Genomic DNA, 19290 nt, shown 5'->3' with positions numbered 1-19290 from the left:
CTCTCAAAGCTTGCCATCGCAAGGCAGCGCCAATTTTCCCGCGATAGGTGAAATCTGACCGCAGTTTTTCGCAAAAGCTAATCCTTTGAAATTCAAGTTTATTGGCAAGATTCAAATGTGACGAAAAGTTGTCAGTTTTTTTACGACGGCCAGTTGAAGCTGCTATGATGCCCACAAGTTATTTTTTAATTTAGTGATTCGAGATGGTTGTTTTGATGTGCTATTTTCCGCACATAAATGTCCTGTTTTTGTGTCGTACCATGCTGCTGGCTGTTGCAATGGCAGCCTTTTCACCGACTGGAAGCGCCACAGCGGCGTCACCCGACGGATACATGATCAGCGTCGGGGACGAGCTTGAGTTTGACATTCTGGATGACAATGACCCGCCCCAGCGGTTTGTCGTCGGTCGCGAGGGGGCGGTGCAATTGCCCTTCATCGGCGGGGTGGTCGTCGGAGACATGTCGGTGGGCGATGCACGGCAGTTGATCCAGCGCACCTATGTCCAACGTGAAATTTTTGTCGACCCGCAGATCGAACTTTCGATCGGCAGCTTCCGCCCGATTTCAGTGCTTGGCGATGTAAAGAACCCCGGCAACTTTGACTACCAGCCACAGATGACCGCCGAGCAGGCTGTCGGGATGGCCGGCGGGCCGTCTATCTCAGCCAATAACGAAGAAGCGCGTGTGCTCGAGCTTCGGACGCTTGAAGGATCGCTGAACAGTCTTCAGTTCGAGCTGGGATTGCTGGCCGCCCAATATGCCCGTGCACAGGCGCAGCTGAAGCACGAGGAAAGCGCCGTCTGGGAAGGCGTTCCCCCGCAAATCCGCCGCGCCATCAGCCGCGAGATTTTTGAAGAACATCGCACCGAAGAAGACCGCATTATCGCCCTTCAGGCGCAAGACGCCGCAACACGCCGAAAACTGCTGAGTGATGCGGTCGAGGAAACCAAGGTCCGGATCGGATTGTTGGAAGAGCGCCGCGAGGTGCAAAGCTCGGTGCTGGAACGCTCGCGTGCTGAAGTCGAACGCGCAACCGCATTGGCCGACCGCGGATTGATCCCCAAAAACAGTCTGAACGCAAAAGAGCTGGAAGTGTCACAGGCACAGACCCAGCTTTTGCAACTGCGCGAACAGGCATCCGCTGCCAAGATCGAACAAGCCGAATTGCGCAGTCGCCTGTCTCAATTCGACACCGAGCTGGAGAAACAGCTTCTCACCGAAGCCCAGCGCACCCTCAGCGAGATCAACAAGGCCCTTTCGACGCGCGCCTCGCTGGAAGACCGGACACTGCTTTTGCGCCAGTGGATGAGCGCGGCCGCCGGACTCGAGACCGAATTGCTGCTGGAATATCAAATCCGGCGGCGGCGTGGAGATCAGACCGAAAACATCGTGGTCAAACCCTTTGACGAAATCCTGCCAGGGGATCTGCTGGTGATCGTGGTGAAACCACCTGAAGCGTTAGGGCAACCCGGATGAACAGGATCAGCCCACCAGAGCACAATATGTCCGTTGTCAGTATGGACCGCACCTTTATGCGTGAACACCTTCTGCCGCCTGTCGATGTCGTCTATCTCTATTCGATCCTGCGCGGCAAAGCGCGGCTCATCGTGCTTGTGATGGTACTGAGCGTTCTGGCGATGCTGTTTTTCCTGCAGTTCGTGCCGCCGCAATACACCGCCAATTCACAGCTGATGCTCGACACCCGCAAAGAGCGTATGACACCCGTCGAGGGCGTGGTGTCCAACCTTGACCTGACACAAGCCGTGCTGGCGGGAGAGGTCATCACGATCCGCTCCAATGTTCTTTTGGGTGAAGTCGTAGACAATCTCGATCTGGTGAACGTCCCCGAGTTTGACCCCCGTGTGCCGCGCAGCGAAGGATTGCTTCGAAAGATCAAGCGCGTGTTGCTTGGTGGCGAGAAACCGCATGAATATGCCGCGCGTATGCCGCATGAGACTCTGCGCTCCTGGGTGATCAACGACGTGCGCGGGGGCCTTTCTGTCTCTCAGCTGGGCGTGTCCTATGCCATCGGTGTCAGCTTTCAAAGCACCAACCCGGTGTTGGCCGCCGAGGTCTCCAACGCGGTTGCAGAGGCCTATATCCAAAGCCAGTTGTCCGCAAAGACCGAAGCGACCTCGCGTGCAAACGCGTGGCTGGCCGACAGGCTGGACGAGCTGAGCGTTCAGGTGGAATCAGCTGATCAGGACGTTGTCAGCTTCAAGGCGCAGATGATCGAGATCGCCAACGGCAACACCGAAAGCATCAACCAGTTGCTGGCAGAGTTGAACACCAAGCTTGTCACCAGTTCGACGGAACGTGCGGATGCCGAGGTTCGGCTGAACCAGGTTGAGACGCTGATGAAATCCGGCGGGCTGAGCATGGTTGCGGACGTTGTCACCTCACCACTGCTGGACACGTTGCAACGCCAGTATGCGGAGATTGCCGCGTCGCAGGCGGAACTGGCCAGCACATATGGTCCACGCCATCCTGACATGATCCGCATCGCCGCCCAGATCAACGACATCAACCGCAGCCTTGAAGGCGAATTGCGCCGCAGACTGGAAGCAATGCGCAGCGAAGTCATTGTAACCCGCAACCGAGAAGCCGCATTGCAGAGTCAGATCCAGGAAATTTCAAACCGTGCGGATTCCCTGGCAAAAGCGTCGGTCAGGCTCAACCAACTGGAACGCACGGCCGAAGCGACTCGGTTGGTCTACGAAAATTTCCTGTCACGTTTCAAGGAAACTAGCGCACAGGCAGATTTCCAGACACCCGAAGCACGTATCATCGGTCGCGCCGAAATACCTTCGACGCCGTCCGCCCCACGCAAGTCATTACTTTTGTTGACTGCAATGTTCCTGGGCATGTCAGGCACGATAGCCTTTGTCTTTATCCGCAATCTGGTTTTGTCACCTGTCCACACCCCAGAAGAGCTGTCCTCCGTGACCGGCGTGCCCAATTTGGCAATCCTGCCCTATGTCAGGAATTACCTGTCCCGGTTCAAATGGCTGCGCGATGAACTGAGCGGTGGTGGCGTGACCACGTATATGGAACACGTTCGCGCAATTCGAACGGCGTTGTTCGATGTCAGCCGCATGCAGAAACCGAAGATTTTGCTGGTCACATCCTCTGTGCCCAACGAAGGCAAATCTTCACTATGCTGTGCGCTCAGCCGCATCGCCAGCAATCCCAGACGGTCGGTGCTGGTAATTGACGCCGACCTGCGCAGGCCTGACCTGCGCGAGGCATTGGAACTGCCAGAGGATTCACCCTGCCTGCTGGACTATCTCCAAGGTACAACCGAGGCGAACGTGTTGCCGATCGCCTCGGAGCTTGCCGGAGCAGATATCATTTCGCCCCGACACTCGACCCGCGATGCCGCCGAATTGCTGCTGTTACCCCGGTTCGACGAACTGTTGTCCGAGATGTCAGAGATTTATGACCTGATCATCATCAACGCGCCGCCCGTTCTGCATCTGTCCGATGCGCTGGTGCTGGCCCAGCACGCCGATGCCACGTTGTTCGTGGTGAAATGCGGCCACACCCGGGCGCGGATGGTGCGCAACTCGGTCCGTCGGCTGGAAGAAGGCGGCGCCGACGTTGTCGGAACTGTCTTCACGATGGTGCGGCGTGCCGACCTCGCAGCAAGTCAGACAGATATGTACGCTTATGGATATTGAAGGTTTGTCACAATGAAGGTGGCTATCATTCATCACTGGCTGGTGGGTATGCGCGGCGGTGAAAGGGTGGTGGAGGAATTCGTCAGGCTCTATCCCGACGCTGATATCTTCACGCATGTCGCTGACCGTTCGACATTGTCGCCTTTGCTGGCAGGACAGCGCATTTTTGAAACCTCCGTGGCACGGCTGCCGGGTGCGCGTAAGCATTATCAGAAATATCTCGCCTTCATGCCGCGCGCGTTGGAGGAGCTGGATCTAAGCGCATACGATCTGGTGATCTCGTCCGAAAGCGGCCCGTCCAAGGGTGTCATCGTACCACCGCACGCCCGGCACATCTGCTATATCAACTCGCCAATGCGCTACATCTGGGATCACTACCCGTCCTATACCAGCAAGTTGAACTGGCTGGAGCGCGCCTACTTCTCCCGGCTCGCGCACCGCATGCGTATATGGGACGTGACCTCTGCCGCGCGGGTCGACCAATTCGTCGCCAACTCCAATTTTATCGCGCGTCGTGTCGATGCCTATTACAACCGGGATGCGACGGTCGTTAATCCCCCCGTCGATCTTGGCGCCTACAAATTGCCCGATACTGCCTCCAAGCGGGAACACTACATCTTTGTCTCGCAACTGGTGCCCTACAAGCGCGCTGATCTTGTCATCGAGGCATTTCGCGGGCTGGACCGGCCACTTCTGGTGGTCGGAGACGGCAGCCAGCGGGAAGAGTTCAAGAAGAACTTGCCACCCAACGTCACCTTGTTGGGCCGGGTGCCAAACGCCGACCTCCCGGGCCTGTATCAGAACGCCCGCGCACTGCTTTTCCCCGCAGAAGAAGATTTCGGCATCGTCCCGGTCGAGGCAATGGCATGCGGAACACCGGTTCTTGCCTATGGCCGCGGCGGTGCGCGGGACAGCGTGGTCGACGGCACGACCGGCCTGTTCTTTGGCCGTCAGGATGTGGCATCGCTACGTGACGCGATTACGCGTTTCGAAGCCATGGAAGACAGCTTTGATGCAGCAGCCATTCACGCCCATGCCACCCGTTTCGGCGCAGAGCGATTCCGACGCGAGTTTTCGGCGGTGGTCGAAAAGGTGCTCGCGCATTAGTCGCTCAGGACATGAACCGTCACAGACGACAATCCCCCCGGACCGGACGACAGCGTAACATGGGCCACCTGCCCCTCTGTCTCGTCGTAATTGCGCCCACCGGTGTTCAGATTCCGCTCAAGCCTCGGAAAGCTGCTGCCAGCGATACCCAGCCGCAGTCGGTGGCCGGATTTCAGAAAATAGGCAATGTCGCGCAGCTCAATCCGCACCTGATAGCTTTGCCCCGGGGTTAAAAGCGCAGGCCGTTCGATCCCATTGCGGTATCGCAACCGCAATGCGCCTTCCTGCAACAGCAATGAGCGCCCCTCGGTGTCCACATCTGTCACCCGTAAAACCAGATCTGTGTCGAGCACATCCGCCGACACGGTCAGATCGGCCCAGATCGGACCAGCCAACAGCATCGGTGCGTTCAACGGCGCAGAGGTGAATATCAGCACATCGGCACGGTCTTCGATGGCGTTCTGAAACACCGGACCACTCAATTCGTTCGGATCGCCGGTACAGCACAGCGCGCCACCAATAGAGGGCACCGGATCGAATGGGTCAGATCTAAACGACCATTGTTCGGGCATACCGGTTGGCGGCGCTTGTGACAGTGACTTTCCTTCTGCCAGATAAAACTGCACCGGTTTCGCAGGTGTCGGCGGCCAGGCTTCGGCAGTGCGCCACCGGTCCTCAACCAGTGCGTAATAGGAAAGCCGCGGCAGGTCTTGAACGGGACCGTCTGCCAGATGCTGATTCAGAAACCCTATGATAGTCTCGACAAACCCCAAACGGGTCTGCGGCGCGACGGGCAAGTCTCCGACGACCGTTTCCTGATCACTGCCCAGATACCCGCAATGTGTCCCTGAGGTCGCAATCATATGCGTTTCGACCCCACGATCCGCGACCGCTTTCGCCAACAGAAAGGTCGAACGAATACCCGGATCGTGCCAGCTGTCGATAAACAGTGCGGGCGTGGAAAACGGTTCCTGCCCGGTCACATATCCCGCCTTGCGCCAATAGTCTGCGTCGCCGAAGTGTCTGAGGAAATCCTCGTAATCGGTTGGATCAGATCGCATCAGGGCCACCACATCGATCACTGGCAGATGGGGCAGCGCACTTGCGGGTTCAATTGGATGATGGCCGGAGAACTCGGCGGTCTTGCCGCCAGCCCCGCCAAACCACCCCGCACTGGCGGCAAGGCCAAAGACCCCGCCCTCGAACGCACCGAAGTATCCGTAGCTGCCCCCAAGACTGCCGATCGCACCACCCGGCGCAATCGGCACCATTGCCTGATGCGCCGGATGACCTTGCGCCGCCAGCATCAGCTGCGATTCACCCAGAGCAGAGCAGCCCAATGTGCCAACCCGACCGTTCGACCATGGCTGCGCCACGATCCAATCCAGTGTCGCCGCTCCATCGGGTCCGGCATTCGGATAGGGCGCGAACACGCCTTCGGAGCCATGCCGCCCGCGCATATCCTGAACCACCACTGCGAAACCACGCGGAACCAGCTTGTCGACCCAAAAGCGCACCTCGCCATAGTCACGCTTGCCGTAAGGCAAACGCATCAACACCGTAGGCAGCGGCGCATCGGCTCCGGGCAAATACACATCCGTAGCCAGCCGAACACCATCGCCCATTTCGATCATCAGGTTGGTTTGATCAGGTGTGCCCGCCTGCACCTGCCAGGCTGCAAAATTCTTGATACGGCTTCCGACCCCGCGCCACGGCGTGATCAATACGCCAAGGACAAGCACCGTCAGCACCACGACCTGTGCAATCCGGCGGGGCGTCATGACACACCTTTACCGGCTGGACCGCGACAGATACGCTGATTTGATCTGGTCGAAAGGGTCCCCACATGAAGGTCGATCTGTGGCTTTGGTCGCTTGAGGCAGACACCCAAGCAGATCGTGGGCTGTTGTCGCCGGACGAATGCGCGCGCGCCGACCGCTTTGTAAAAGAGCGTGACGCCGCACTTTATGTTGCGGCACGCAGCCGACTGCGCCGGATTCTCGCAGCCGAAACAGGACAGGCGCCTGCCGATCTGATGTTCGACTATGGACCTCAAGGCAAACCCGCCCTGCACGGCGGGCCCGCGTTCAACCTGAGCCATGCAGGCGGAATGGCCGCGCTGGCGATCTGCGACACCGGTCCGCTGGGCATCGACATCGAGAAAATTCGCCCTGTCGAAAAAGAGGTGGCCACGCGGTTTTTCTCTGCCAGCGAGAACACCGCGCTCGCGTCCCTTGCACCCGACGAATGGCTGAACGGTTTCTACCGCTGCTGGACCCGCAAGGAAGCGGTGATCAAAGCGGTTGGCCAAGGCCTGTCGATGCCCTTGGACAGTTTCGACGTCACACTGACACCCGACGTCCCCGCCGCGTTGACCCGTATTGCAGGCGGTGTGGCAAACGACTGGCACCTGACGGCCCTTGATGCCGGGCCGGGGTTCATGGCGGCATTGGCGGTGCAGAGCTACGGCGCGCCGGTGCAGGTGCGGTGGCGCACCTTTGGCTAGGGAATGCTCAGCTTTCCCGTTCAAGATAATACCCCATACTCGTACTTGCCCCGAGGCCAGGATGCGTTCCGATCCGGCGTGACAACGACGGGATCACCCAGCTGTCGCGGATCGTGTACCCCATGTCGGTCAGTTCCCTTTCGAAGGCCGCGCGATTGCGTATCTGATATGGCAGACGCGCCGGTCCGATCTTTTCCAGCGTGACCACGGTGGCACCTTCGCGCGTTGCCACCTTGTTCAGCAGGATGTGGCGGGGCGGGCTGGGCAATTCTGCCACCATCTCGGCCAGTGGACGGTCGAGATATTGCAGCAAACCCGAAGCCAGCAGGACATCTGCCGCCCCCCCATCTGACAGAGCGTCGATAAAGTTCACTTCGGCAGGCACCGCGCCGCGCTGTTGCGCCGCACGCGATGCGCGGATGACGGCGGGCAAATCCTGCACGCTCCACCGTATCTCGGCCAGGGGCAGCAGATCGCGGAAGGCGATATATTTGGTCCCGAAATGCCCGCCCGCATCGACCACATGCAGGCCCGGTTGCATCAATTTGCCCAGCCAGAAAACGACCGGGTAATCCCAGATGTGCAATTGCGACATCAGTTCGAAATTCAGCGGCGCGACCTGGTCGTCGTCGTAGGAATTTGGCGTATCGCGCGGGGCGTGGGCTTTTGCGGTCGCATAATCAGGATAGGCTCCGACAAAGGCGGGGGGCCTGATGCCCAGGGCCATCAATCGTCCCCAACCTGTGGCAAGGGGGATGCCGACTGACTTTTCGACTGCCGCCCGCGACGCCTTGGCCACGTGTCTGATACCCATACATGCCGCCCCAATCTTGCCTTAGAATATGTTGCAGTATCAAACAGGCGGCGCGCCAGACAAAGCATAATCCGCCACGCTCGCGCTAATATGTTGGACTTTTATGTAATTGCGTTAGAATGGACGGGAGATATTTGGGATATTACCCATGGCAATTTATCCGGCAGCGGCAATATTTTTGCTGATCTGGCTGCTGCTGACCCTTCGCAACGCTGACAATGGGCTGATAATGGCAATTGCCGTTATTCCCTTTGGCATGTTCGCCGCAATTGTTGCGGGCGGCCTTTCCATGATTCTGGCGCATTTTTTGGTAGTTCTGACAATTGGTGCACTTTTGACCCGCGCCCTCAGCACGCGGCACGCCCCCGCTTCGACCAGGCTGCCACCCTCGGCAATCTATCTTTCAATCTTTGCAATCTACTCCCTGTTTTCCGGCCTGATTCTGGTTCGGCTTTTTCAGGGGAAATTCCTGGTGTTCCCGCTCAGCGTAACACTCCAAGGCACGCTTGTAAGCACCTTCTATCCATCAACAATGATCCCGCTGGCACCGAACAGCTCGAACATATCGCAGACATTTTTCATCTTGCTGTCGGCCATGTTTTTTATTGCTCTGGTTCTGGTCATTCGACGGCGCGGACTTGAGTTTATTTCGAAAGGGATGGCGTGGGCGGCGGGGCTGAACGCCCTTCTGGGCCTCATGGATTTGTTGCAGCTCGACCCGATCCTGAGCTTTGTGCGCACCGCGGATTATGCGCTGAACAACGAGCATATGCTGGGAGGGCTTTCGCGCGTCATCGGCGGCTACTCCGAAGCCGCGGCCTTTGGCTCGGTGTCTGCCGCCCTTTTCGCTTATTTTGCAATGACCTATCTGATCACGAACAGAGGCCGCGAGGGGTTACTGGCACTGGCCAACCTGTGCTGCGCCCTGCTGGCTGTATCAAGCACAGCCATCCTGGCGATTGCTTTGGCGTTTGTGCTGATCCTGATGCACGCGCACATCTACCTCAGAGCAGGCATTTCGCGCAGTTTCGCGCACCACCTTGTGATCGCTATGGCAGGCCTGATCATCGTGATCTGCCTTGCGGTTCTGCTGACCCCGGCCGAGACATTCGTCGCGCGCATGCTCGACACGCTTTTATTCTCAAAAAGTGGCTCCATGTCGGGGCTGGAACGCGCGGCGTGGGCGAAAAGCGGTCTGGATGCGTTCATCGAGACCTACGGCCTGGGCGCCGGTGCAGGATCACTGCGCTCGAACGGCTTTGCGATGGTGCTGTTGGGCAATGTCGGCTTGCCGGGAACGATCGCCTTTGTGATGTACCTGTGGCACGGCATAGGAAAGCCTATTTCGGCGTGCACTCCGATGCAGGCGTCCAGCTTTTACGCCGGTCGCGTGGCAGCGTTGACGCTGCTTGGATCGATGATGGTATCGGCAACGGGACCTGACCCGACCCTGCTGTTGATGGCCACCGTCTGCGTCAGCGTCATCGCCCGGGAACAGGCCAAGGCGGGGTCCTATGTGGCCCCGGCAATCAGTATGCGCACGGCATAACGGGCCGGATTGTTTCCATAGAATCAACAAAGAAACATGCAGAGGGCGGAATATTCCCTTTAAAGTAGTAGTTTAACATTTGGTAAATAATTTGCCACATTTCTGACAAATTCGCCTATACTTTTTTCGATAGCACGATTCGAATTATTTTTAACAACTCTCCTTTTTTCTAAAAAAGAGCTTGTGCAATGTTTTCTGAAATTAATCCCTCTCCGGGTCCGGCTCGGAGAACCTATAGACCTGTAACTATTGAAAAGCCTGTTTCGGCAACCCCAGCCAAATCGGACCCGGCAGAACCATCGAAACTGAACAATTTTGCCAGATCCCTCGTGGACAGGGTATTTTCCCTTTTGATGCTGCTGTTTTTCCTGCCTTTTTTCGCCACCATCGCAGCGATCATTCTTTTCACTGAAAGGGGCCCGGTTTTCTTCGCGCATGAAAGAATTGGAAAGGACGGAACGACATTCCGTTGCCTGAAATTCAGAACGATGTGCCTGGACGCCAAATACCAACTTGAACAACATCTGGCCAACAATCCCGAGGCACGCGCGCAATGGGAGAAAAACCAGAAGTTGGACGATGATCCGCGCATAACCTGCGTTGGTGAGTTCTTGCGCAAGACCAGCCTGGATGAACTGCCCCAATTCTGGAACGTTCTAAAAGGCGACATGGCTGTGGTTGGCCCGCGCCCCATCGTCGCCGATGAAATGCCCCGTTATGGCGACCAGCTTTCGGCCTACCTATCGGTCAAACCCGGCATCACGGGCCTGTGGCAGGTCAGCGGCCGCAGTCTCACGACCTATGACGAACGTGTCGCGCTGGATGTTGAATACGTGCAAACCCGAAGCTTTTTGAAAGACGCTGTGATCGTCCTCAAAACGATAAAGGCAGTCGTGACCCTGGAAGGCGCTGGCTGACCTTTCAGGCCGCGAACAGGAAATATACGGCAACCCAGAACACGAGACAGCCTGCAATCACAGTAAGCCTTAACACCGGCTTGGGAACTGACGAAATAAACTGTTTGCACTGCGCTTTCAGGCCGAGATCGTTACCACGGTTCATAGTCAATATCTGTGTCGCCCCAACTTAAGTTTAGCTGTCGGTATAGCAGGGAACTTTGAATGAAAGAAAGATTTAATGGCTGTTTTACAGCCAATTTAACGCAGGATTCCCAGAAATGCGTCTGATTGTGGCAATTCCGACGGCAGGGCGGCGACAGGTCATAGCGCCGACAGTGCGGGATATTGCCCGACAGACCCGCCTGCCCGATCTGGTTCTGGTCGTCATCGCCCAGGCAGATGACATTGATGCCGGTCAGTTGGGTGACCTGCCGTTCCCCGTCCAGATCGTCACCGGAGAGCGCGGCTCGACCCTGCAACGCAACGCTGCGCTCGATCTTATGGTCAAAGGCGATATTGCACTGTTCCTGGACGATGATTTTCTGATGGCTCCGGATTATCTGGCCAACATGGAAACCCTCTTTGCCAGCCGGCCAGATGTTGTGATGGCTACGGGAACTGTGTTGGCAGACGGCATACACGGGCCGGGTCTGCTGCACGGTGAAGGCTATAAAATCGCCAGTGCACCGGCGCCATCACTGCCGCCGCGGGCCGAAGAGATCTACAACTGTTACGGATGCAATATGGCCGTTCGTACAGACGTGGCGACTGAACATCGGATACGTTTCGATGCCCGCATGAAGCTTTATGCATGGCTGGAAGACGTGGATTTTTCCAGACAGATGGCTTTCCATGGCCACATCGTCAAATCCACAGCGATGCGCGGCGTGCATCTTGGCACCAAGGTCGGGCGCAGCAGCGGTCTGCGGGTCGGTTATGTCCAGATCGCCAACCCGCTCTACCTGATCACCAAAGGCACGATGTCATGGCCGCGCGCGCTCAATATCCTGTGCCGCAATCTTGCAAGCAACCTTGTCAAATCCCTGCGCCCTGAGGCCGAGATTGACCGGCGCGGGCGATTGCGCGGCAACCTGAGCGCCATCGGTGACATGCTGCTGGGACGTATGGCCCCCGAGCGGGTGTTGAAGTTCAAGTGACCCGCGTGTTGCCCGATCGGGTCGTCATAATAAGCGATTTCTCCCACGTCCGGGGTGGCGCATCCAAGCTTGCGGTGACCGAGGCGGGCCTGCTCGTTGCGCAGGGTGTGCCCGTCACCTTCTTTTGCGGAGATGACGTTGGTGACCTGCCAGCGAGCGTCGAAGCGGTGGCGTTGAACGGGAAGACGTTGCTTGAAGCTGGCAAAGCCGCGGCCGCAGTCAACGGGCTATGGAATCGCGCGGCACACAGGATACTGAGCGACTGGATAGACCTGAATGACACGCCGCGAACGATCTACCATGTTCATGGCTATCAGCAGACACTTTCGCCGTCGGTTCTGGGGCCGCTGTCGCGGGTTCGGACACGTGTCGTCATGCACGCGCACGACTATTTCCTCGCCTGCCCCAACGGAGCGTTCTTCGATTTTCAGTCATCCACAACCTGTACGAAACAGCCGCTGTCGATGTCGTGCGTGACGCGTCACTGTGACAAGCGAAACTATCCTCAAAAACTTTGGCGCGTGTCGCGTCAAAGCATTCAGAACAGCGCCCGCGCACGCCTGTTGCCCGAGGCCACGACCCTGTTGATACACCGCGATATGGAACGCTACCTGTTTCCCCGCGGGACAAAGGGGCGCATCCGCGTCATCCCCAACCCCGCCAAACCCTTACTGCCTGCACCGATCCACGCCGAAGACAATCACGACATCGTCTATGTTGGCGATATCCATGCCTACAAAGGCGTCGAATTGCTTGCCCGTGCGGGACGTCAGGCAAAGCTGAGCATCCGGTTTCTTGGCGCAGGCCAGGACCTCGAAGCTTTGCGCGCGGCCTACCCTGAACACCGGTTTGACGGCTGGCAAACCCGCGAAGGGCTGGCCGCAGCCATGGCAGATGCCCGCCTGTTGGTATCGCCGACCTTGGGCCCCGAGCCCTTTGGCCTTGCGCCCGCCGAGGCACTGTTGTCGGGCATTCCCGTGCTTTTGTCCGACAGCATGTTGCTGGCCAAATCAATTCAACAGGCGGACATGGGCATGAGTTTCACCGCCGGTCATTTTGACGGGCTGGTGCATATGCTGGAATGGCTTGCGCACGATGACCAACTGATTGGGACATTATCTCGCAATGCGGCCGATCAAGGTCACACGCTTTCTCTCAGCCAAACGGAATGGGGCGCCGCTTTGCTGGCAGTGTTCAAGGAACTGTTGGTTGACCAGCTTGAGGCTGTCGTCTGAAACCGGACACTGGAAAGAGCTGCGATTTGCTGCCCTGTCACGCCGGTCAGCGCCGAAGTTGTACAAAATCTACAGCTTTCTGTACAAAATCACCGCTCTCTATCTCAGTGGAACACGCAGCGCCGAGCGCCATATCGCATTGCGTGTCCGACAGGTGAACAGCAATGAGTTTGCGAAAGCGTGGAGCGGCAAGCGACGTTAAACATTCGGGCAACTGTGTCGCGGTTACCTGCGTGGGCCGCCTTGGTCAGGGTGGCAAGGTCAAGCATCCGGTCGGGGTCGATACACCAGCTTGATAGGAGCACGCCCATGTCAATTACATCACTCGGCTATATCGGGATCAACTCGAAAAAACTGAACGATTGGGACGATTTCGCCACCAATTTGCTGGGTATGCAGAAGGTCGACACAGGTGGGAACTCCGGGCTGTTCCGCATGGATGACCGCAAGCAACGGCTGATTGTCACAGGCGAGGGCGAAGAGGACCTGGCCTTTATGGGATGGGAAGTGGACACGCCCGACGATCTCGATGCGCTGGCGTCGCGATTGGAGAACCACGGCATCAAGGTCACCTGGCACGGCGGACCTCTTGCCGATCAGCGCCATGTCGCCCGGCTGATCTCTTTCTGTGATCCGGACGGCAACCGGCTCGAAGCCTTCTGCGGGCCAGAAGTCGCCAGCGACCCGTTCCTGTCCGGGCGACCGATTTCCGGTTTCAAGACAGGTTCGCTGGGCATGGGCCACGCGGTCCTTCACGTTGAAAACGTCCAAGGCATCCTGCATTTCTACCGGGACATCCTGGGCTTTAACGTCACCGATTATGGCCTGACACCCTACCCACTCTACTTCTTCCACGTGAACGGGCGGCACCACAGCTTTGCCATGGTGGGATCGGGCCGCAAGGGCATCCATCACTTCATGGTCGAACTGCTGTCCCTGGACGATGTCGGACAGGGGTATGACATCGCGCAGGAGCGCGACGAAGGGATCGCCTATACACTGGGGCGGCACTCGAACGATCACATGATGAGCTTTTACACCAATACGCCCTCGAAGTTTTTCGTCGAATACGGGTGGGGTGCGCAGATCGTCGATCCGGACACCTGGCAACCGTTCGAGACAACCGAAGGCCCGTCAACCTGGGGGCATGAACGATTGTACCTGCCCGAGGATGACGCTGTGCGGAAAAGGATGCGGGAAATGCGCCACGAGACTGCGCGCACCGGGTTCCGCGCACCTGATCCACAACCGAATTGTGCCTGGCTGGACCGCGTCATTCACAGCGAATGACCGCGGCGGCCGAGCAGGCACATTTGGTGACCTGCGCGACGCCCTCGCGCGCGCCGTTTCACGGTCTGATGCGACCGTCTCTGCATGATCAACACGAGGACCCCAAAGGCGATGCGCATACCTGAAACCCAAACCGCAATTGTCATAACCAAGGCTGGAGCTCCAGACGTCCTGGAACCGAAAACGGTCGAGGTTCCGCAACCGGGGCCCAGCCAGATCCTGATCCGGGTAAGCGCTGCAGGCATCAACCGGCATGACGTCCACCAACGGGCGGGCGGGCGGCACAGCGACGGCACCGCTGTGCCGGGGCTCGAAGTCTGCGGCACAATCGTCGCGGTCGGAACCTGCGTCGATCAAGACCGGATCGGAGAGCGTGTCATGGCACTGGTCCAGGGTGGCGGCTATGGTCAGTATGTGGTGGCCAACCAGCAACTGGTCCTTTCCGCACCCGATACGCTCTCTGATATCGAAGCCGCTGGTTTTCCCGAGGCCGCGTTCACGACGTGGTGGAATTTCTTCCATCTCATGACATACAGGAAAGACAGCTTTGCCCTGATCCACGGCGGGACCAGCGGCGTCGGTCACATCGCGCTTCAGGCGATGTCGGCCCTTGGCTATCGCGTCATCGCAACCGCAGGAACTGAAACCAAGGTCGCCGCAGCAAAGGCCTTTGGCGCTCATGACGCATTTTCGTACCGCGACGAAGACCTCGCCGCCAAAGTGATGGAAGCGACCGGGGGACAGGGGATTTCATCCCTGCTCGATGTCTCCGCCGGTGCGCATCTGAAACAGGATATCCAGATGATGGCCCCCGACGGCCAGATTGCGCACCTGTCTGGCGGGGGCGGTGCAGAATTGGTGATCCCGCTGCGTGATATCATGGCCAAACGGCTCTGTATTACCGGGTCGCTGCTGCGCCCGCTTCCGCTCGACCGCAAGGCCGCTGTCGCCGAGGACCTTCGACGGGATGTCCTGCCCTTGCTGGGCAACAAGGTGAGACCGACTATCGCAGCCACGTTCGACCTGCGGGACGCAGCCAAGGCGCATGCCGCAATGGAAGAGAACGCACATATCGGGAAAATCATGCTCAAGGTCGAACACGGCTGACGCGAAAAAGGGAGCCATTTGTGAAGTTCTATTATTCCCCCGGAGCGTGCTCGCTCGGCATTCATTTTCTGCTTGAGGAAATCGGCATCGAGTATGAAGGCATTGCCATCCACATCAAGAACGGCGACCAGCTCAAGGATGACTACCTTCAGATAAATCCCAAATCCAAGGTCCCTGCTGTCCTGCGCGACGACGGCTCCTTGCTGACCGAGTTCGGCGTCATCGCCCACTGGTTGACCCAGACCCACGCCAGGGCGCAATTCAAACCGGAAAGCTTTGAACAGGAACTGCGCACGAGAGAGACCCTCGATTACATCGTGGCCACGATGCATATGCAGGGCTTCACGCGGCTTCTGCGGCCACAGAAGTTCACCCCGAACGACGGCGACCACGCGTGGGTACAGACCTATGGCACGGACATTGTAATGAAAGCGGCGGGTTTCCTGTCGGCCCAGCTTGGCGACAAGGCGTTTATCATGGGCGAACGCATGTCCATCGCGGATGCCGCGTTGTTCTATACCATGTTCTGGGGCGTCGCGCGGTTAAAGCTGGACTTGCCCACGAACCTGATCGGGTATTTCGAACGTATGTCCGCGCGACCGGCAGCGCAAAGGGCCATGCAGTTGGAAGGCCTCATCTGAGAGCCTTTTCCATGCGGATATTAACGAACTCCAGATCTTGGCGATCCTGCGCCAAGCGCAAGGGTCCGGGTGTCGAAATCGGCTTGTCTCTGCACGCAGAGCGCTTGCGACAAGAGCGCCGACGCGGTGCAGGCCAAACCAGATCACAGGGCCAGCACCTGCCGCGCCTCGGACGGAGACATGGGCGGATGGCCCAAATCTTCCATCATGCGACGTGCTTTTGCGACCATTGCTGCATTGGACGGCGCAAGCGTATCTGCGTCCAGCTTCGTCGCGTCCTCCAGTCCGATGCGCACGTGGCCACCGGCCAGCAGCGACTGGGCCACCATCGGAAAAGCGAAGCGACCGGTCCCAAAGGCCGTCCATTGCGCGCCGGGCGGCAGCAGGCCGCGGGCATAGAGAACGGTTTCGGGCGACGGCGCAAAGCCGAATTGCACGCCCATGACGATGGAACAAAGCGGCGCGGCGGGAAGGTGACCTTCCTTTTGCAGGGCCTTGAGAAGGGCGATATCGCCAGAATCGAACAACTCGATCTCGGGCTTTACGCCCGCTGACATGATCAATTCACCCATCCGCCGGATGGAGGCGGGCGCGTTGATGACGACCTCACCGCCGAACACCATCGTGTTCAGGTCAAGCGTTGCGATGTCCGGTTTGATCTCCTGGATGTGCCGCACGCGTGCGTCGGGAGGCAGAAGGTTGGTCTTTGGCCCGGGTTTCACCGGATCGCCATCCGTGGGATCGAACCGCCCGCCGTTGCCGGTCGTCAGATTGATGATCAGGTCCGCGTTGACGTCACGGATACGCGCGACGACCTCGGCGTAATGCGCAACCTCCATCGAGGGGAGTTCCGTCTGGGGGTCGCGGACATGCACATGGACAATCGCCGCGCCCTCTTCGGCAGCGGCGAGGCAGTCATCTGCAATCTCGGCCGGGGTAATCGGCAGGTTGGGATTCATGGCGCGGCTGGTAAAGTTACCCAGCACGGCACAGGTGAGCATCCGTTTCATCAAACTCTGTCCTTCTCTGTTTCGCGTCCCAGGTCAAAACCGTACCGCGCGAGGTCATCGTAAGCCGGACCAAGCCACCGGGCCAGAAGCTTGCGCGCCTGAATGCACCTTCGCGCAATGCTCCTGTGATGGTCCGGGCAACCGCGCAGTCCGGCAGTCCACCTCGTCGTCGGACCGTGGCCCGGTCTTGGAGGACCATGCATCATCGACATAGCAGTGACCGGTTGCGCACATCATCCCGTCGCCGCATTCGGCGACGCTACCATCGATGCCCTAGCCAGCGGCAAGGCTCATCAGCCGTCACCGGCGCAGCTTGTGACCGTGGTCTTGGTTCCCTCATGTTCGACAAACATCACTTTGATCCATGCCAAGACCCCCTTCCCAACCAATCGCGTGCCCGCTTCAGGCTTGATCGCGGATCGGGTTCGACAGGGTTCCGATCCCCGAAACCTCGACCTCGACCCTGTCACCGTCCTTCATGAACAGCTTGGGTTCGCGGAACAGGCCCACACCGCTGGGGGTGCCGGTGGCGATCACGTCGCCGGGCAGCAGTTCGGTCACGATGGACAGGTAGGCGATCAGTTCGGGAATGTTGAACGCCAGGTCGCTGATCGGCGTCGATTGCATGACCTCGCCATTCAGCCGCGTCTGCATGGTCTGCGCACCGGGGTCCGTCAACTCGTCCGCCGTGACCAGCCAGGGCCCCATGGCGCCGCTGTCGACAAAGTTCTTGCCGGCCCAGAATTGCGAGGTGTGGCGTTGGTAGTCGCGGATCGATCCGTCGTTGAAACAGCTGTAGCCCGCCACGTGCTTCATGGCGTCAGCCTCGGCGATGTCACGACCGGCTGTGCCAATGACCACCGCCAGCTCGCCCTCGAAGTCGAACCAGTCGGAAGCCTTGGGCCGGATCATCGGCTGGCCGTGCCCGGTGACCGAGGACGGATAGCGCGTGAAGATCGGCGGCTTTGCGGGTTTGTCACGCCCGGTCTCCTGGATATGCGTCATGTAGTTCAGGCCGATGCAGATGATCTTGTCCGGGTTCGGAACCGGCGAGATCAGCGTGACATCGTCCTCGGCCAGCGCGCCACTTTGTCCTGCGGCAGCGGCAAGGTCGCCCAGCGCCCCGGCGGCGAGAACCGCGCGCAGGTCGGGATGGTTTTGTCGGAACGCTGCACCCACATCCTTCAGCTTTCCGTTCTCTGCGACGCCGTAGGACGCGGTACCGTCGGACGTGATATATGAGGCTATGCGCATGTGCTCGCTCCTGATTGACTGTTCGAACCGTTCTTATCGCGGCAAAAATCCGCAGGCGCGTGCCGCTGTGCAATTGTCCGCCTGCCGGACAATGCGCCATGAACAGGCTTGCCAGACCATCCCGACGCTTCTACCAAAGTGAACGACCAGCCAGAGGGAGGCACCGCCATTTCAGGGTTTGGATCTGTCAGAGCGCTCGAACGGGGCCTTCAGGTGCTGCAGGCCGTGAACCAGCGTGATGGTCTCAAAGCCGCCGAGGTGGCCGCCGAAACCGGTATTCCCCGACCGACGGTCTACCGCCTGCTGGAAACGCTGGAAGGGCTGGGTTTTGTCAGCCGCGATCATTCGTCAGAAAAATGGCGACCGACGCTGAAGGCCAAGTCGCTCAGCTCCGGTTTCCGGGACAAGGACTGGGTCGCGCAAAGCGTGGTGCCCGAGATGGTCCGGCTGGGACGGGAGATCCTGTGGCCGCTCGATCTGGTCACTTTCAACGATCACCAGATGGAGATCCGCGAGTCGACGCACAACATCAGCCCCTACTCCATCGATCACGGCATGGTCGGCCTGAAGCTTCCGGTGCTCGAAACCTCGGGCGGGCGGGCCTATCTGGCGTTTTCGCCCGAGGCGGAACGCGAACGTACTCTGGCCGGACTGGAGGCACAGCTTGGCCTCAGGCGGCCGATCATCCTGCAAGACGGTTCGCTGGACTATATCCTGTCGCAGGCACGTCAGCTGGGCGTCGGATTTCGCAAAGAGGGATTTCGGTCAGCGACGAAAAGCATCTCTGCCCCCATATTCAGCGGGGAGCAGGTGGTCGCCTGCCTGACAATCATCTGGACCGGCAGCGCGCTGACCTTTGATGATGCAATCAGGCTTTATCGGGACAGGCTTCTGGAAACGACGCAGCGCATTTCGCGCGAGCTGGCCGAGAAAGAAGCGCTCTAGATCAGTCCGCACCAGCGCGCCAGTGACGGGCATCGGACCGCAGGTGGTCCATTCCGGGTGTCCTTCGCAGATCATATCCGCCGTATCGCCAGCCATG

Annotated in this window: 16 protein-coding genes; 12 read left to right on the top strand and 4 right to left on the bottom strand. The window is 58.8% G+C overall.

Annotated elements, in window-relative coordinates:
• The first annotated feature begins 278 nt into the window (after positions 1 to 278).
• The 3 genes from BUC08_RS04705 to BUC08_RS04695 are packed head-to-tail and all read left to right on the top strand — an operon-like array spanning position 279 to position 4786.
• On the top strand, positions 279 to 1475 hold the full coding sequence (locus BUC08_RS04705) for a polysaccharide biosynthesis/export family protein (RefSeq protein WP_162179366.1): 1197 nt from the start codon (positions 279 to 281) through the stop codon (positions 1473 to 1475).
• A 56-nt stretch (positions 1476 to 1531) separates the two neighbouring features.
• Positions 1532 to 3679 carry a GumC family protein gene (locus BUC08_RS04700; protein WP_159436675.1) on the top strand — a complete coding sequence of 716 codons (2148 nt, stop codon included), beginning with the start codon at positions 1532 to 1534 and terminating at the stop codon, positions 3677 to 3679.
• A gap of 12 nt (positions 3680 to 3691) precedes the next feature.
• Positions 3692 to 4786, top strand: coding sequence for a glycosyltransferase (locus tag BUC08_RS04695; protein ID WP_037926903.1), 1095 nt, complete (start codon positions 3692 to 3694; stop codon positions 4784 to 4786).
• Here the strand turns inward: BUC08_RS04695 and BUC08_RS04690 are convergent.
• On the bottom strand, positions 4783 to 6567 hold the full coding sequence (locus tag BUC08_RS04690) for a CocE/NonD family hydrolase (protein ID WP_037926905.1): 1785 nt from the start codon (positions 6565 to 6567) through the stop codon (positions 4783 to 4785). The two genes, BUC08_RS04695 and BUC08_RS04690, sit on opposite strands and share 4 nt — an antisense overlap.
• A 65-nt stretch (positions 6568 to 6632) precedes the next feature.
• On the opposite strand from BUC08_RS04690, the gene BUC08_RS04685 reads away from it, so the two are divergent.
• Positions 6633 to 7292 (top strand): 4'-phosphopantetheinyl transferase family protein, encoded by a 660-nt coding sequence (locus BUC08_RS04685; protein WP_037926907.1) that lies wholly within the window; start codon positions 6633 to 6635, stop codon positions 7290 to 7292.
• A 7-nt stretch (positions 7293 to 7299) separates the two neighbouring features.
• Here the strand turns inward: BUC08_RS04685 and BUC08_RS04680 are convergent, their stop codons facing one another.
• Positions 7300 to 8106 carry a methyltransferase, TIGR04325 family gene (locus tag BUC08_RS04680; protein WP_037926909.1) on the bottom strand — a complete coding sequence of 269 codons (807 nt, stop codon included), beginning with the start codon at positions 8104 to 8106 and terminating at the stop codon, positions 7300 to 7302.
• A 148-nt stretch (positions 8107 to 8254) separates the two neighbouring features.
• Between BUC08_RS04680 and BUC08_RS04675 the strand changes: the two genes are divergently transcribed.
• The 7 genes from BUC08_RS04675 (at position 8255) to BUC08_RS04645 (ending at position 15984) form a co-directional block, all read left to right on the top strand.
• Positions 8255 to 9655 (top strand): hypothetical protein, encoded by a 1401-nt coding sequence (locus BUC08_RS04675; RefSeq protein ID WP_037926911.1) that lies wholly within the window; start codon positions 8255 to 8257, stop codon positions 9653 to 9655.
• 188 nt (positions 9656 to 9843) lie between these two features.
• Positions 9844 to 10572 carry a sugar transferase gene (locus BUC08_RS04670; protein ID WP_081855397.1) on the top strand — a complete coding sequence of 243 codons (729 nt, stop codon included), beginning with the start codon at positions 9844 to 9846 and terminating at the stop codon, positions 10570 to 10572.
• Between the two features lie 260 nt (positions 10573 to 10832).
• Positions 10833 to 11711, top strand: coding sequence for a glycosyltransferase family 2 protein (locus BUC08_RS04665; RefSeq protein ID WP_037926912.1), 879 nt, complete (start codon positions 10833 to 10835; stop codon positions 11709 to 11711).
• Complete coding sequence (locus BUC08_RS04660) at positions 11708 to 12946, top strand: glycosyltransferase family 4 protein (RefSeq protein ID WP_051694397.1); 1239 nt, start codon at positions 11708 to 11710, stop codon at positions 12944 to 12946. Before BUC08_RS04665 ends, BUC08_RS04660 begins: the two co-directional genes overlap by 4 nt.
• 309 nt (positions 12947 to 13255) lie before the next feature.
• On the top strand, positions 13256 to 14236 hold the full coding sequence (locus BUC08_RS04655; RefSeq protein WP_037926914.1) for a VOC family protein: 981 nt from the start codon (positions 13256 to 13258) through the stop codon (positions 14234 to 14236).
• Positions 14237 to 14347: 111 nt separating this feature from the next.
• A complete protein-coding gene (locus tag BUC08_RS04650; protein ID WP_037926916.1) occupies positions 14348 to 15343 on the top strand; it encodes an NAD(P)H-quinone oxidoreductase in 996 nt (331 codons plus the stop codon).
• A 20-nt stretch (positions 15344 to 15363) separates the two neighbouring features.
• Positions 15364 to 15984 carry a glutathione S-transferase family protein gene (locus tag BUC08_RS04645; protein WP_037926917.1) on the top strand — a complete coding sequence of 207 codons (621 nt, stop codon included), beginning with the start codon at positions 15364 to 15366 and terminating at the stop codon, positions 15982 to 15984.
• A gap of 143 nt (positions 15985 to 16127) precedes the next feature.
• Here BUC08_RS04645 and BUC08_RS04640 read toward each other — a convergent pair whose 3' ends face one another.
• Both BUC08_RS04640 and BUC08_RS04635 read right to left on the bottom strand, forming a co-directional pair.
• Complete coding sequence (locus BUC08_RS04640; RefSeq protein WP_037926919.1) at positions 16128 to 16994, bottom strand: beta-keto acid cleavage family enzyme; 867 nt, start codon at positions 16992 to 16994, stop codon at positions 16128 to 16130.
• A gap of 402 nt (positions 16995 to 17396) precedes the next feature.
• Positions 17397 to 18248, bottom strand: a complete 852-nt coding sequence (locus tag BUC08_RS04635; RefSeq protein WP_037926922.1) for a fumarylacetoacetate hydrolase family protein — start codon at positions 18246 to 18248, stop codon at positions 17397 to 17399.
• Positions 18249 to 18386: 138 nt separating this feature from the next.
• Here BUC08_RS04635 and BUC08_RS04630 point away from each other — a divergent pair, with 138 nt between their 5' ends.
• Positions 18387 to 19193 carry a helix-turn-helix domain-containing protein gene (locus BUC08_RS04630; protein WP_217621168.1) on the top strand — a complete coding sequence of 269 codons (807 nt, stop codon included), beginning with the start codon at positions 18387 to 18389 and terminating at the stop codon, positions 19191 to 19193.
• The last annotated feature ends 97 nt before the right edge of the window (positions 19194 to 19290 follow it).

This window comes from Pseudosulfitobacter pseudonitzschiae (assembly GCF_900129395.1).
Taxonomy (GTDB): Bacteria; Pseudomonadota; Alphaproteobacteria; order Rhodobacterales; family Rhodobacteraceae; genus Pseudosulfitobacter; species Pseudosulfitobacter pseudonitzschiae.
Note: the sequence above shows the minus strand (reverse complement) of the source record. Positions and strands in the feature narration are given on the sequence as shown.

Bases quoted from the DNA above. Each gene is read 5' to 3' on its own strand.
- BUC08_RS04705 (WP_162179366.1), top strand. From the start codon at position 279: ATGGCAGCCTTTTCACCGACTGGAAGCGCCACAGCGGCGTCACCCGAC.
- BUC08_RS04700 (WP_159436675.1), top strand. From the start codon at position 1,532: ATGCGTGAACACCTTCTGCCGCCTGTCGATGTCGTCTATCTCTATTCG.
- BUC08_RS04695 (WP_037926903.1), top strand. From the start codon at position 3,692: ATGAAGGTGGCTATCATTCATCACTGGCTGGTGGGTATGCGCGGCGGT.
- BUC08_RS04690 (WP_037926905.1), bottom strand. From the start codon at position 6,567: ATGACGCCCCGCCGGATTGCACAGGTCGTGGTGCTGACGGTGCTTGTC.
- BUC08_RS04685 (WP_037926907.1), top strand. From the start codon at position 6,633: ATGAAGGTCGATCTGTGGCTTTGGTCGCTTGAGGCAGACACCCAAGCA.
- BUC08_RS04680 (WP_037926909.1), bottom strand. From the start codon at position 8,106: ATGGGTATCAGACACGTGGCCAAGGCGTCGCGGGCGGCAGTCGAAAAG.
- BUC08_RS04675 (WP_037926911.1), top strand. From the start codon at position 8,255: ATGGCAATTTATCCGGCAGCGGCAATATTTTTGCTGATCTGGCTGCTG.
- BUC08_RS04670 (WP_081855397.1), top strand. From the start codon at position 9,844: ATGTTTTCTGAAATTAATCCCTCTCCGGGTCCGGCTCGGAGAACCTAT.
- BUC08_RS04665 (WP_037926912.1), top strand. From the start codon at position 10,833: ATGCGTCTGATTGTGGCAATTCCGACGGCAGGGCGGCGACAGGTCATA.
- BUC08_RS04655 (WP_037926914.1), top strand. From the start codon at position 13,256: ATGTCAATTACATCACTCGGCTATATCGGGATCAACTCGAAAAAACTG.
- BUC08_RS04650 (WP_037926916.1), top strand. From the start codon at position 14,348: ATGCGCATACCTGAAACCCAAACCGCAATTGTCATAACCAAGGCTGGA.
- BUC08_RS04640 (WP_037926919.1), bottom strand. From the start codon at position 16,994: ATGAAACGGATGCTCACCTGTGCCGTGCTGGGTAACTTTACCAGCCGC.
- BUC08_RS04635 (WP_037926922.1), bottom strand. From the start codon at position 18,248: ATGCGCATAGCCTCATATATCACGTCCGACGGTACCGCGTCCTACGGC.